11 protein-coding genes, 1 tRNA gene and 3 pseudogenes are annotated in these 13362 nt (G+C 61.1%); 5 read left to right on the forward strand and 10 right to left on the reverse strand.

Going from position 1 to position 13362, the window contains the following annotated elements; translation table 11 throughout:
• Positions 1–2: 2 nt before the first annotated feature.
• The 9 genes and pseudogenes from X760_RS0137180 to X760_RS46560 all read right to left on the reverse strand — a co-directional run.
• Positions 3–710: pseudogene (locus tag X760_RS0137180) on the reverse strand (TatD family hydrolase); the annotation flags it as partial.
• Positions 695–952 (reverse strand): TatD family hydrolase, encoded by a 258-nt coding sequence (locus tag X760_RS0137185; protein WP_031193561.1) that lies wholly within the window; start codon positions 950–952, stop codon positions 695–697. The gene X760_RS0137185 and the pseudogene X760_RS0137180, both read right to left, overlap by 16 nt.
• Entirely contained in the window at positions 952–2538 is a 1587-nt protein-coding gene (gene metG / locus X760_RS46540; protein WP_280940409.1) for a methionine--tRNA ligase, read from the reverse strand. Before metG ends, X760_RS0137185 begins: the two co-directional genes overlap by 1 nt.
• A 120-nt stretch (positions 2539–2658) precedes the next feature.
• Positions 2659–3714 (reverse strand): DNA polymerase III subunit delta', encoded by a 1056-nt coding sequence (locus tag X760_RS46545; RefSeq protein ID WP_023717589.1) that lies wholly within the window; start codon positions 3712–3714, stop codon positions 2659–2661.
• Positions 3711–4136, reverse strand: a pseudogene (locus tag X760_RS0137190) (thymidylate kinase); the annotation flags it as partial. The pseudogene X760_RS0137190 and the gene X760_RS46545, both read right to left, overlap by 4 nt.
• A 45-nt stretch (positions 4137–4181) precedes the next feature.
• Positions 4182–4504 (reverse strand): annotated as a pseudogene (gene tmk, locus X760_RS0137195) (dTMP kinase); the annotation flags it as partial.
• A gap of 64 nt (positions 4505–4568) precedes the next feature.
• Positions 4569–5699: a D-alanyl-D-alanine carboxypeptidase family protein gene (locus tag X760_RS46550; RefSeq protein ID WP_036244342.1), complete on the reverse strand. Its 1131-nt coding sequence runs from the start codon at positions 5697–5699 to the stop codon at positions 4569–4571.
• Positions 5700–5831: 132 nt separating this feature from the next.
• The gene (locus tag X760_RS46555; protein ID WP_023717591.1) at positions 5832–7049 is read right to left on the reverse strand and encodes a septal ring lytic transglycosylase RlpA family protein; all 1218 of its coding nucleotides are present in this window, start codon (positions 7047–7049) and stop codon (positions 5832–5834) included.
• A gap of 275 nt (positions 7050–7324) precedes the next feature.
• Positions 7325–8071: a hypothetical protein gene (locus tag X760_RS46560; RefSeq protein ID WP_245278523.1), complete on the reverse strand. Its 747-nt coding sequence runs from the start codon at positions 8069–8071 to the stop codon at positions 7325–7327.
• A gap of 447 nt (positions 8072–8518) precedes the next feature.
• Between X760_RS46560 and X760_RS46565 the strand changes: the two genes are divergently transcribed.
• The 5 genes from X760_RS46565 to rimO all read left to right on the forward strand — a co-directional run bounded on the left by X760_RS46565 (position 8519) and on the right by rimO (position 12187).
• Positions 8519–8608: transfer RNA gene (locus X760_RS46565), tRNA-Ser, on the forward strand.
• A gap of 27 nt (positions 8609–8635) precedes the next feature.
• Positions 8636–9457: a hypothetical protein gene (locus X760_RS46570; RefSeq protein WP_023717593.1), complete on the forward strand. Its 822-nt coding sequence runs from the start codon at positions 8636–8638 to the stop codon at positions 9455–9457.
• A gap of 15 nt (positions 9458–9472) precedes the next feature.
• Positions 9473–9874 (forward strand): DUF930 domain-containing protein, encoded by a 402-nt coding sequence (locus tag X760_RS46575; RefSeq protein ID WP_023717594.1) that lies wholly within the window; start codon positions 9473–9475, stop codon positions 9872–9874.
• Between the two features lie 193 nt (positions 9875–10067).
• Positions 10068–10727: a TerC family protein gene (locus X760_RS46580; protein WP_023717595.1), complete on the forward strand. Its 660-nt coding sequence runs from the start codon at positions 10068–10070 to the stop codon at positions 10725–10727.
• Positions 10728–10873: 146 nt separating this feature from the next.
• Positions 10874–12187, forward strand: a complete 1314-nt coding sequence (rimO, locus tag X760_RS46585) for a 30S ribosomal protein S12 methylthiotransferase RimO (RefSeq protein ID WP_023717596.1) — start codon at positions 10874–10876, stop codon at positions 12185–12187.
• 66 nt (positions 12188–12253) lie between these two features.
• Here the strand turns inward: rimO and X760_RS46590 are convergent, their stop codons facing one another.
• A complete protein-coding gene (locus X760_RS46590) occupies positions 12254–13321 on the reverse strand; it encodes a BMP family ABC transporter substrate-binding protein (protein WP_023717597.1) in 1068 nt (355 codons plus the stop codon).
• Between the last annotated feature and the right edge of the window lie 41 nt (positions 13322–13362).

The raw sequence follows: 13362 nt of genomic DNA on the forward strand, positions 1-13362 counted from the left end.
CGTCAGGCGCCCGGCGCGCTCGGGCGCGGCATTTTCCTGAACAACCGGAAGAAATTGTCGGTGGTGATAGCAGCGATCTCGGCCTCGCTGACGCCGATCGTGTCGGCCAGCACCTTGGCTGTATGCGCGACATAGGCAGGCTCGTTGCGCTTGCCGCGAAACGGGATCGGCGCAAGGTATGGCGCGTCGGTTTCGACCAGCAGACGGTCGCGCGGCACATCGGCGGCGACGGCGCGCAGCTCGGCGGAGTTCTTGAAAGTCAGGATGCCGGAAAACGAAACGTAGCCGCCGAGCGCCACGCCGATCTCGGCCAGCCGGCGCCCCGATGAAAAACAGTGCAAGATGAAGGGGAAGGCGCCCTTCCCTGTTTCTTCTTCGAGGATATCAGCCATGTTGTCGTCGGCGTCGCGTGAATGGATGACCAGCGGCAGACCGGTCTCACGAGCCGCGGCGATGTGGGTGCGAAAGCCCTGCGCCTGTGCATCGCGCGGCGCATGATCGTAGAAATAATCGAGCCCGGCCTCGCCGATCGCCACCACCTTGTGATGATCGGACAGCCGCACCAGATCCTCGACAGTCACATCAAGCTCTTCGGCCGCATTGTGCGGATGGGTACCGACCGAGCAATAGACCTCATCGAAAGTCTCCGCAATCTCAAGCACTTGTTGAAACCGCTTCACCCGCGTCGAGATCGTCACCATGCGGCCGACACNCGCACAAGGTCCTCAGCCGTCACATCCAGCTCTTCGCCGGCATTGTGAGGATGGGTGCCGACCGAGCAATAGATTTCGTCGAAACTCTCAGCAATCTCAAGCACTTGCGCAAACCGCTTCACGCGTGTCGAGATGGTCACCATGTGACCTATACCGGCAGCCTTTGCGCGGGCGACGATGGCCGCCCGCTCCTCGGCGAAATCCGGAAAGTCGAGATGGCAGTGACTGTCGACCAGCATCAGGCGCTTGTTTCCGTTTGCTCGACATAGCGTGGAAATACCGGTTCCGGCGCCGGCAGCGCCGTACCGGATACCAGCGCGTGAGCCTCGGCGACATTCGCGAAATCGCGGCTGTCCGCCGGCACCGCCAAAAGGTCGAGCAGCTTTGCCGCCGACTCCGGAATGAAGGGCTGGCAGAGCAGCCCGACACGCCGGATCACTTCAGCCGTGGTCCACAGCACCGTTTCCATGCGTGCCGGATCGGTCTTCTTCAGCGCCCATGGCTCCTGGCCGGCGAAATAGCGGTTGGCTTCCGCCACCACGCCAAAGATCGCCGCCAGCGCCAGATGGATGCCCTGGTCGGCCATCGTCCTGCGCGCCGTGACAAGGGCGGCATTGGCCTGATCGAGGATCGCCTTGTCGGCATTGCTCAATTCGCCGCGCTTAGGCACCACGCCGCCGCAGTTCTTGGCGATCATCGACAGCGAGCGCTGCGCCAGATTGCCGAGATCGTTGGCAAGATCGGCATTGGTGCGGTTGACGATGGCATCGTGACTGTAGCTGCCGTCCTGGCCAAACGGCACTTCGCGCATGAAGAAATAGCGCACCTGGTCAAGGCCGTAGTGCTCGATCATCGCGAACGGATCGACGACATTGCCGACCGACTTCGACATTTTCTCGCCACGGTTGAACAGAAAACCATGCGCGAACACGCGCTTCGGCAATTCGATGCCAGCCGACATCAGGAATGCCGGCCAGTAGACCGCGTGGAAGCGGATGATGTCCTTGCCGATGACGTGGGCGTTTGCCGGCCAGAAAGACCATCTCTCATTGGCCGGATCCGGATAGCCGGCAGCGGTGATGTAGTTGGTTAGTGCATCGACCCAGACATACATCACATGCTTCTCATCGCCGGGCACCGGCACGCCCCATTTGAATGTGGTGCGCGAGATCGACAGATCCTTCAGGCCGGATTTGACAAAGCTGATGATTTCGTTGCGCCGCTCCGCCGGTCCGACGAATTCGGGGCTGTTCTCGTAGAGCGCGAGCAGTCTGTCCTGATAGGCGGAAAGGCGGAAGAAATAGCTCTCTTCCTCGGTCCATTCGACGGGCGAGCCGAGTGGTTCGCGGCGCACGCCGTCGTCACCGACCTTGGTTTCGGCCTCGTCGAAATAGGCTTCCTGCCGCACCGAATACCAGCCGCTGTAGCGGTCGAGGTAGATGTCGCCATTCTCAGCCATGCGCGTCCAGATCGCCTGGCAGGCCTTGTAATGACGCTCCTCGGTGGTGCGGATGAAAACGTCGTTCGAGCAACCGGTCGCTTCGAGCATCGAGCGGAAGATCGCCGAGTTGCGATCGGCAAGCGCTTTCGGCGCTAAGCCTTCGGCGTCCGCCGTCTGCTGCATCTTCAAACCGTGCTCGTCGGTTCCCGAGACGAAGAAGACGTCCTTGCCGTCGAGCCGCTGGAAGCGGGCCAGCGTGTCGCTGGCGATGACATTGTAGGCATGGCCGATATGCGGCTTGCCGTTCGGATAGAAAATCGGCGTCGTGACGTAGTATTTTTCGCGTGCCATGGATGAGCCGTCATGAATGTCTGAATGAAAGATGTCGCGGTGAGATATCGCATCGAAACGGCAATTGCCATCCGACGCCAATGTGGTGGCTTCGAAGTTCCTGCGATTGATTGGGATCAAAACTCAGGGGCTTCAAAGCCACGCCAGCGGCCGTCACATTCGCATTGCAGAATTCAGGCGGTCGATCATGGTCAGGGCGTGCTGCTTCTTGTCGAGATTGTAGGTCTCGGTTTCAGATATAGCGTTCAAAGCCTCGTGCCAAGTATCCGACAGCGTTTTGGCCCGCGCCAAATCGCCGGCCAGCGCGGCCTGGCTGGCGCCGGCCGACAGAAGATCAAGTGCGCGGCGATTGAATGTCTCGAACGGGATCGCCTGGTCGCGGCCGGCGACCGCCTCGGCAAGACGGTAGGCGCCGGCGACATCTGTCTTTTTGGCCATCACCAGGGCGTCGAGGGTGGCGGCGATTTCCAGCCCGCCATATTGCGTCAACAGGATCGCAGTGCGGGCGCTGCCCCCTGCCCGTTCCGCCAGCGCCGCGCGCGCCGCAGGATCCTCCGGTGGCGGTGGCTCGATGCCCTCCAGAACCGTCATCAAGCTCTCGGCATCGAGCGGCGCCAACCGCACCATCTGGCAGCGCGACCGGATCGTCGGCAGCAGGCTGCCCGGCGCATGGACGATGAGGATGAACAAGGTGCGCGCCGGTGGTTCTTCAAGATTCTTCAGCAAGGCATTGGCAGCATTGGTGTTCATGTCGTCGGCGGGATCGACGATAACCACCCGGTAGCTGCCGTCATGCGAGGTCAGCGACAGAAAGCGGCTGACCTTGCGGATCTCGTCGACGGTGACCACGGTCTTGAAGCTCTTGGTCTTGTCGTTTGCGGGGCGCGTAAGATGCAGCACCGAAGGATGCGCGCCGGTGGCGATCTGACGAAACAGCGACGATGCCGGATCGGGAACGGCAAGGCTTTCCGGCGCCTGCCCGAAGGCCGCGTGCTTCAACAGGTGATGCGCCAGGTGAAAGGCCAGCGTCGCCTTGCCGATGCCGACCGGCCCGGCAAAGATCAGCGCGTGCGGCAGCTTTCCCGAGCGATAGGCGGCGGCAAGCATATCGGCGGCCTGAAGATGTCCGACGAGACGCGGCGTCTCGGATGGCTCCGGCACCCCGTCCAGCGTATCGTGCTGTTCGGGTGCGATGCGTTCGAAAATCATGCCGGCGCCGCCTGTCTGCTTTGCGCCGGCATCATCTTCTCGAGAGCCGCGAAGACGGTGGCGGTAACGACATCCTCCACCGTGTCCGGGTCGGCTGATGCATCGACGACGACGCAGCGTTCGGGTTCAGCCGCGGCGATCGTCAGAAACGCCTCGCGGCGGCGCTGGTGGATGGCCAATGTTTCCTTCTCGAAGCGGTCCGGGCCGTCACTGCTGCCCCGTCGGGCGGTAGCGCGCCTCAGTCCCTCGGCGGGGTCGATGTCGAAGATCAGCGTCATGTCCGGCACCATGCCGTTGATGGCGACCTTCTCCAACGCGTCCATGAATGCCGGGTCGAGGCCTCCGGTGACGCCCTGGTAGACGCGAGAGGAATCCATGAAGCGGTCGCAAAGCACGACCGAGCCGCGCTCGACTGCCGGCCGCCGCAAGAGATTGGGCTATCTCCAGCTTTTCCGTCGTCGTAAAGNACGCCCTGGTAGACGCGAGAGGAATCCATGAAGCGGTCGCAAAGCACGACCGAGCCGCGCTCGACTGCCGGCCGGATGACCTGTTCGACATGGTCGGAACGCGCGGCGGCGAAAAGCAGCGCTTCCATCTTGGGGCCGAACGGCTCGGCTGCGCCTGAAAGCAGGACATGCCTGACCGCCTCCGCGCCCGGCGAGCCACCCGGCTCACGCGTCACCAGTACATCGTATTTCTTGGCGCGCATCTTCTTTGCCAGCCGCCCGATCTGCGTCGACTTGCCTGCTCCTTCGCCGCCTTCAAAAGTGATGAAAAATCCGCGCGCCAAAGCCTTTGTCCATACTTCGGGGACCGTATAGTCCCGGCGGGAAAAAAGGTCCACCGCGACGGTGCTAACGCAGCCAGCCGACGGCCAGTTCCTTGGCGGCATCGAGCGCGCGTTGCGGCAACGAACCGACACCGATCGACTCGGCGGCAAAAAGCGGCGTCTCCTGGCTCAGCGTATCGCCGATCCAGACGCGCAGCGTACCCACCGGCTGCCCCTCCTCCACCGGCGCTGCCACCGGTCCGTCATAGACAATCCTGGCGGTGAGCTTGTCGCGGTTGGCGATCGGTAGGAAGATCTCCACGGGTCCATTAGCCTTTAACGCGACGCCGGATTTGGAGCCGCCAAAGACCTGGGCTTCGCCAACCACTTCGTCCTTGGCGAATATCTCCGTCTTCTCGAACGAGCGAACGCCCCAGTCGAGCAGCTTTCGCGCTTCCTCGGCGCGCTCGCGGTCGTTTGCCAGTCCGCTCATTGCCGCAATCATCCTTGTTCCATTGTGGCTGACCGAGCCGACTATGCCGAATCCGGATTGCTCGCTGGCGCCGACTGCAAGGCCGTCGGCGCCTATATCCATGGCCAGCAACGGGTTGCGGTTCCTCTGGGAAATCTTGTTCCAGCTAAAATCCTTCTGGCCATAATAGCGGTAGAGATCCGGGTAGTTGCGCCAGATATGCAGGGCCAGAAGCGCAAGCTCGCGAACGCTCGTTTGCTGCCCGTCGGCCGGCAGACCGGTGGAATTGACGAAGGTCGATTTCTGCAAGCCGATCTGGCGGGCGCGCTCGGTCATCTGCGCCGCGAAATTCGCTTCGGACCCGGCCATTCCTTCAGCGATGACGATACAGCCGTCATTGGCCGCCTGCACGGTCACGCCCTGGATCAGGTCCTCCAGCCGGATCGTCGACTTGAGTTTCGCGAACATGGTCGATGTCCCCGAAGGAGCGCCGCCCTTGCGCCAGGCGTTCTCGCTGACCACGAAAGTGTCGTCGAGCGTCATGCGCCCTGATTTGATGGCGTCGAAGACCACTTCCATCGTCATCAGCTTGGCCAGCGAGGCCGGCGGGATCAACCTGTCCGCATCCTTGGAAAACAGCACGGTGCCGGTTTCGGCGTCGATCATGAAGGCCTGCGCGGCCTTGGTCTCGAAAAGCTGTGCTGAGACCGGCACAAGCGAGAGCAGCAGCAGGCCGAGCGTCATGAGCCCGGTGGAAGGACGGAAAAATTTCATCGGGTTCGACCAGTCAGCCGGCGCTCTTTTGCAAGTTGGCCGAAGCTAGCAGGCTTTTCCACGGCGGATCAATCGCGCACGAGAAAGCCAGGCGACCCGCCATCAGTTGCGTACGGCAAGCGCATCCGGCGCACCATGCGACCACGCGGCCTGCAGCATCTCGTCCAGGCTGCCATGGCCGTCGGCATAGAGGTTGACCGAGTACCAGCCTTTGCCGTCGAGTTCGGAGCGCTGGATCTCGGTCTTGCCGAAGCTGGAAAGTTTGGCCGCCACCCGCTCGGCTTCGGCGGCATCCTCGAACGAACCCGCCGCGACATAGTCCGTGGGCGACCCGGCTGGAGGAGCTTGCCGTTTCCAGGATTGAAGAATCTCGGCGGGCGACATGCCGACGCCATCCAGCGCGGCGAAGGCGTTGGAGGCGCGCTGCACGCGCTCATTGGCATAGGACAGCGACGCCACAGTGAATGGCGATTGCGCCGGCAGGTTGATTTCCGGACGCTCCGGCACGATCGGTCCAAATTCGGGCAGCGTCACATCGCCGGAGGCCGGTGCCTGCGTCGCAACGACAGCTTCCGATGCCTGCCCGGAATTCGTCAGCTGACCGGGGAACGGCACCACCGCGGCGCTTACCGGCAGGCTCGGCGACGGCCCATTCATGGCGACCATGACACCGCTGGGCAGACCGTCCGATGGATCCGGTGCCCTGTTGCCGGGATGGTACGAGGCCATCAGATATTGACCGTCATTGCCTTCGAGCGGCGCACGGCCGACATATTCGACCTTCACCTCGGCCGTACCGATATTGGCATAATCGAGCATTTCAGCAGCGCGCTTAGACACATCGATGATGCGTCCATCATGATAGGGTCCGCGATCGTTGACGCGCACGATCACCGAGCTGCCGGTCTTCATGTTGGTGACACGCGCATAGCTCGGCAGCGGCATGGTCGGATGCGCCGCCGTCAGATCTGCCATGTCGTAGACTTCGCCGTTGGCGGTCAACCGGCCGTGGAAGGCCTCACCATACCAGGATGCGAGGCCAACCTTGGCGTAACGCTTGTCTTCCTTTGGATAGTACCACTTGCCGCGCACCTGATAGGGTCTGCCGAGCTGATCGCGTCCGCGAGACGTCTTGAACATCACGCGCGGGCTGGCTTTCACACCGTATTCGGCTTCGGAAAAATATTCCTTGGAGCGTGGTTTCTTGTTGACCATCGCCTTTTGCTGCGGCCCGGCACATGCCGCAAGAAAGGCTGCCGACAAGGCAAACAGCGCGAAAGCGGAAGCGCGACGAAGACGCGGGCGCGCCGTAGTCTGCATTTTCGATTGTCCCCTACAGTCTCGACGAAGGCACCGCAGCTTTAACGTTGGCGGTGCCAAAGCACCCACTCCAGAAACGCCGGCGACTCCCAACCCCAATCCTTTTGTGCGCAGGAATTGTTTATCACCGTATTAACCGATTGTGGTCGGAACCGGGCGAGATTGTGGCACGACCGTCTCGCCGATCGGCATGAAAATCATCGCGTATCGATCACCAGCGCCATTCGTGCCCGCACGCTTTGCTGCCCGGCGTTGGCATGTCTCCGAGCGCAGATTCAGGGACCGAATATCACAAGCTCGGTGAACGTCAGATCTCCAAGTGCGGGTGGTCTGGGGCCCTTGAAGTATTTCAGCCCCTTGTTGGCGCGGTACCACCCCAACAAACCTGGAATCGGCTCCTTGGCGTCGACAAAGCAAACCAGGATTCCCCTTCGCAAGAGAAAGCGCCCCACGGCACCGGCGCACCGGCTTAAATCCGCGAGCGAGCGGCAATAGATGATCTGATGGCATCGGATAAGACCGTGCAACATTCGGCGCGGCATCAACACCAAGGGAAACGCTGCTCCGTCGCAAATGCAGATCAACGACAGGCAGCCCAGCGTGGAGTGTTCAGAGAGTATGTATCTCTCACTCTCGGACAGCATCGCCAATTCCGGAAGATCGGGACGCGCTTCGAGCACGCGACATGACCGCTGCGCCGAACTTAAAGCCGGCACGAAGGTAAATTGTCCGCTGGAGAAGAGCCGAAAGCCGAGCGCCCGGTTGGCTTTCAATGTCGCTTGTGCCGGCGAAATGTTCGTGTAGGTCACATCCCTTCGCTTGAGAACCGCCGCAACCAACATGGCGCCGTAGGGACGGAATTCTGCGTCGACTGACCAGCTTGAAAGATTGCAGCGGATTTCGTCGCCCTCCGACCCCTGGTAGCGAGCATAAAGGGTGAGCACAACGCCGACGATCCGACCGGCATGCTCCAAAACAAAGCCATATTGTGGGAACTCGGCAACTGCGGGCCGCTGCGACAAACGGGTCAGAGCCTGTATCCAGTAACTCCGGTTACGCGCCGGAAAGCCCCTGCACAGACAGTCGACCACTCCCTCCCAGTCGGCTTCTCGAATTGGTCTACAGCGAAGACCGGGCGGGAGAGCGCCAAGTACGGCCAAAATCAACTCCGGAATACGATTTACTTACATGTGTTTAATGCGCCCAACATATCGGCGCACAACGATTAATAGTCTGTGCGGGTTTTAAAAACGATTTTCCACACTCAGCACAAAACACAGGTCGCCATGCCGGGCTGCTCACCGTCCTGAATCGCGCCCAAAGGTGCGGTCACCATGGTTGACTTGGTGTTGAATGCGGCTTTACAGGAATGAAGCGCGAACCGGTCGGGGAACGTCCTGGTGCCAATCCGGTACCGACTGCTCGAACCCGCCCTCTCGCGATATCCTAAGTGATTGAAAAATCACCTTGGAGGGATGGCCGAGCGGTTTAAGGCACCGGTCTTGAAAACCGGCGTGGGTGCAAGCCCACCGTGGGTTCGAATCCCACTCCCTCCGCCATGCCATTACGTGATAGTACCCTGTGCCATGATGGTTTCTGTCAACCCCCCTTCTCTCCAGGTGTTCGACATAGGCGGCGCTGCCGAGCGTCTGCCCAACCGCGCTCCGTTTCGCGCTATCGGCAAGGCGATTCGTCGTCGTGTGGAGGCAGGCTCCGCTCTTCTCGATCTAAAGTCCGCTTCCCACAAGGTGGCGATGCTCGCACGTCTTGTGGGGCGCGAAAGTGCTATTGTCGAAACCGAGTTTCAGGATGACGAGCGAGCATCGATTGGGGGCTCACTGTTCCAGCACGCCTTGCTGCTTTATGCGAGGGTTGCGACTTCGAATGACCAGCGCGGCGCGATGCCATTGACTAACGGTTGGACCGACGAACAGCGCGCAAAGCACAGACATCTCCTCGATCTACGGCGCAAGGTGGTAGCGCACTTCGGATACGGCGATCACTACGCGGATGGGACATGGGCGATGGACCGGCTTCTCCTCGTGCAGTTGGCTGACGGCCAGTTCACACAGGTCGATTATGGTCAACGGACGAATTACAAGCAGAACGACGCCAAACTACTGAGCGATATGCTTCCACTAGCCCTGTCATCGATCGAGCGGATCAAAGTTGAACGGGACACTGATCTAGATCAGCTTCTAACGAGCTTGCCGCCCGCCGATTTCGCTGTCTTCGCGAAAGCCCTCGGCAATCCCATTGACGGTGTGGAGAACCTCCCGGCCGAGCTGTTTGCTAGCCTCGGCACTCCGCCGCGCGACCTTTTTCACACGCTCAGCCCAGCAAAAGAGCCACCTTCGTTCGGGATGATCGATCAGCGTCCACCGGCAGCCGACGCCTCATCGGGTTGATTTCCGCGCCCGAATATGGTGCTTCTCCCGCCCATGAATAAACTTGCGGTCCTCGCATGCTTGATGCTGGCTTGGCCGGCCAGCGCCATGGACAGCGCATTGCGCGCCGGCCTGCTGAAACTCGATCCGCAAACCCGGCTGGAGCAGAGATGCGACGCCGAAATTCTCGACCGGATTACCCGCGACGACCACAAATACAGAGCCGATCGCGTCGTCGCTTACGCCTTCGCGACGCCCGAAATGGGCGCCGATGCGATCAGGAGCCCGGGCGCTGCCTTTCGCAGCAAGGGACAATGGTACCGGCTGAAATTCAAATGCGAGACAGCGCCGGACCATATGGAAGTCCTGCAACTCCGCTACCGGATCGGCGACGAAATTCCCGAAAGCGACTGGCCCAAATACAATCTCTACAACTAAGCATTCGCGACCTCTGGCCGCATTTTCGCCGGTGTTTCGGGCCGATCGTCGCAAACTCTGTATGTTGCCGCCGTGACGGGCGGTTTGCCGACCTTGTTCCAACCAGTCCCTTGACGCGCGGGAACCATACACGTTAGGGCCTCCAGGCATTCAACCCGAACGGCCGGCCAACCAGCAAGGGAACTCCCAGTCGATGGAAATTTTCACCGCCGCGGGCTTCTCTGCCCTGCTCCAGGTCATCGCCATCGATCTCGTGCTTGCAGGCGATAACGCCATTGTCATCGGCCTTGCCGCTGCCGGCCTGCCGGTCGAGCAGCGCAAGAGAGCGATCCTTATCGGCGTGGTGGCGGCGACGGTGCTGCGCATCGGTTTTGCAGCTATCACTGTCACTCTGCTCCAGATTGTCGGCCTGCTGCTGGCCGGCGGCATCCTGCTGCTGTGGGTGTGCTGGAAGATGTATCGCGAACTGCGCACCTCCCATGCCGACGAAGTGGAGGCGACCGAGGCGTTGTCCAATTCCGATATCAACAGCGATAATATGGTGGCCGGGAAGGCGCGTAAGAAGACGCTGGGTCAGGCTGCATTGCAGATCGTCATCGCCGACGTCTCTATGTCGCTCGACAACGTACTGGCAGTCGCCGGCGCAGCGCGCGATCACTTCCAGGTGCTGGTGATCGGCCTGGTCCTGTCGATCGCGCTGATGGGCCTTGCCGCGAGCTTCATCGCCAAGCTGCTGCACCGCCACCGCTGGATCGCCTATATCGGCCTTTTGATCATCTTCTATGTCGCGCTCGATATGATCTATCGAGGCGCGGTGGAAGTCTTGCCGCATGTCAGCAGTGCGGTGAGCTGACGCATCGACTCGAATTCGCATCGGCCGGCACTTCGACTTCGGCCAGCCTTCGGGGGCGCTTGCGTTTCGCTGCAGCCGCTGCCCATACCAATGCGGCAACAACTGTGGTACTGCGCCGCCAATCCTGAAAATCCGGAAAAGCTTTGATGTCCGCCCCTCGTGTCAGCTTCGTCAGTCTTGGATGCCCGAAAGCCCTTGTGGATTCGGAACGCATCATCACGCGCCTGCGCGCCGAAGGCTACGAGATCGCCCGCAAGCACGACGGCGCCGACCTGGTCGTCGTCAACACCTGTGGCTTCCTCGATTCGGCCCGCGACGAATCGCTCAACGCCATCAGCTCGGCACTTTCGGAGAATGGCAAGGTCATCGTCACCGGCTGCCTCGGCGCCGAACCGGACGTCATCCGTGAAAGACATCCCAACGTCCTCGCCATCACCGGCCCGCAAGCTTATGAAAGCGTGATGGCGGCAGTGCATGAGGCCGCTCCCCCGAGCCACGATCCCTATATCGACCTTTTGCCGCCGCAGGGCGTCAAGCTCACGCCGCGCCACTATGCCTATCTCAAGATTTCGGAAGGCTGCAACAACCGCTGCACCTTCTGCATCATCCCGGCGCTGCGCGGCGATCTCGTATCGCGGCCGGCCGCCGACGTGTTGCGCGAGGCCGAGAAGCTGGCCAAGGCCGGGGTCAAGGAGATCCTCGTCATCTCGCAGGACACCAGCGCCTACGGCATCGACATCAAATACCAGACCAGCATGTTCGGCGATCGCGAAGTGCGGGCGAAATTCCTCGATCTGTCGGAAGAGCTGGGTAAGCTCGGTGTCTGGGTGCGCATGCACTATGTCTATCCCTATCCGCATGTCGCCGACGTCATCCCACTGATGGCCGAAGGCACTATCCTTCCTTATCTCGATATCCCGTTCCAGCACGCCTCGCCGCAGGTGCTGAAGAACATGCGCCGGCCCGCCCATGGCGAGAAGACGCTCGAGCGCATTCGCGGCTGGCGCGAGATCTGTCCGGATCTCGCCATTCGCTCCACCTTCATCGTCGGTTTCCCCGGCGAGACGGACGACGATTTCGAGATGCTGCTCGACTGGCTGGACGAGGCCAGGATCGATCGTGCCGGCTGCTTCAAATACGAGCCGGTCAGAGGCGCCCGTGCCAACGAGCTCGGCCTCGAGCAAGTGCCTCAGGAGGTCAAGGAAGCCCGCTGGCACCGCTTCATGCAGCGCCAGCAGAAGATCTCGGCAACGCAACTCACCAAGAAAATCGGCAAGCGCCTGCCGGTCCTGATCGACGAAGCACATGGCAATTCGGCCAAGGGCCGGACCAAATACGATGCGCCCGAAATCGACGGTTCGGTCCATATCCAGTCGCGGCGGCCGTTGCGCGCCGGCGACATCGTCACGGTCAAGATCGATCGTGCCGACGCTTACGACCTCTACGGCTCGGCGGTCTGATATCGTTCAATCCAAAACAAAAAGGGCGCCGCGTGGCGCCCTTTCGTTCGATGTGTTTCCGGTTGCTTACTGTGGCAGCTTGTCGTCGACGCCCTTCACGTAGAAATTCATCCCAAGCAGCGTGCCGTCGTCAGCGACCTCGCCGTCCTTCAGCCATGGTGTGCCGTCCTGCTTGACGATCGGCCCGGTGAAGGGATTCCAGCCGTCGGCTATCTTCTTGGTGGTGGCCTCGGCCATCACCTTGACGTCGTCGGGCATATTGGTGAACGGCGCCAGCTTGACGGCGCCGTCCTTGATGCCGAGCCAGACATTGTCGGGCTTCCAGGTGCCGTCGAGCGCCGCCTGGACCCGGCTGATGTAGTACGGGCCCCACTCGTCGGTCAGCGAGGTCAGCTGCGCGTGCGGCGCGAACTTGATCATGTCGGAGGACTGGCCGAAGCCGTGCAGCTTGCGCTCCTCCGCCACCTGCAAAGCAGCGGTCGAGTCGGTGTGCTGGACGATGATGTCGGCGCCTTGGTCGAACAATGCCTTGGCTGCGTCGGCTTCCTTGCCCGGATCGAACCAGGAGTTCACCCAGACGATCTTCGCCTTGAAGTTCGGGTTGATCGACTGCGCGCCGAGCATGAAGGAATTTATGCCCATCACCACTTCCGGGATCGGGAAGGAAACGATGTAGCCGGCGACGCCCGACTTCGATTGCTTGGCGGCGATCTGGCCAAGCACGTAGCGGCCTTCATAGAAACGCGCATTGTAGATGCCGAGATTTTCGGCCGTCTTGTAGCCGGTGGCGTGCTCGAACATCACCTTGGGGAATTTCTTGGCGATCTTCACTTCCGGGTCCATGAAACCGAAGGACGTGCCGAAAATGATCTTGCAACCTTCGCGTGCCAGGCGTTCGAAGGCGCGATCGGCGTCGGGGCCTTCGGAGACGTTCTCGAGATAGGCGGTCTCGACCTTGTCGCCGAGTGCCTTTTCCACCTCGAGGCGGCCTTGGTCGTGCTGGTAGGAGTAACCGAAATCGCCTATCGGGCCGGTATAGACCCAGCAGGCCTTCAACTTGTCCGCCGCCTCGGCTGACGCCGCCAGTGACAATGCGGCCGTCGTCGCCATCAGGGCAATAAGCAGTTTTTTCATTGTGTTACCTCTCTGAGTTAAGCCTTGGAGCTTCCGTCTTT

The organism is Mesorhizobium sp. LSHC420B00 (assembly GCF_000503055.1).
GTDB lineage: Bacteria > Pseudomonadota > Alphaproteobacteria > Rhizobiales > Rhizobiaceae > Mesorhizobium.

Coding starts and splice junctions, on each gene's coding strand:
- X760_RS46545 (WP_023717589.1), bottom strand. CDS start 3,714: ATGATTTTCGAACGCATCGCACCCGAACAGCACGATACGCTGGACGGG.
- X760_RS46550 (WP_036244342.1), bottom strand. CDS start 5,699: ATGACGCTCGGCCTGCTGCTGCTCTCGCTTGTGCCGGTCTCAGCACAG.
- X760_RS46555 (WP_023717591.1), bottom strand. CDS start 7,049: ATGCAGACTACGGCGCGCCCGCGTCTTCGTCGCGCTTCCGCTTTCGCG.
- X760_RS46570 (WP_023717593.1), top strand. CDS start 8,636: ATGATGGTTTCTGTCAACCCCCCTTCTCTCCAGGTGTTCGACATAGGC.
- X760_RS46575 (WP_023717594.1), top strand. CDS start 9,473: ATGGTGCTTCTCCCGCCCATGAATAAACTTGCGGTCCTCGCATGCTTG.
- X760_RS46580 (WP_023717595.1), top strand. CDS start 10,068: ATGGAAATTTTCACCGCCGCGGGCTTCTCTGCCCTGCTCCAGGTCATC.
- rimO (WP_023717596.1), top strand. CDS start 10,874: ATGTCCGCCCCTCGTGTCAGCTTCGTCAGTCTTGGATGCCCGAAAGCC.
- X760_RS46590 (WP_023717597.1), bottom strand. CDS start 13,321: ATGAAAAAACTGCTTATTGCCCTGATGGCGACGACGGCCGCATTGTCA.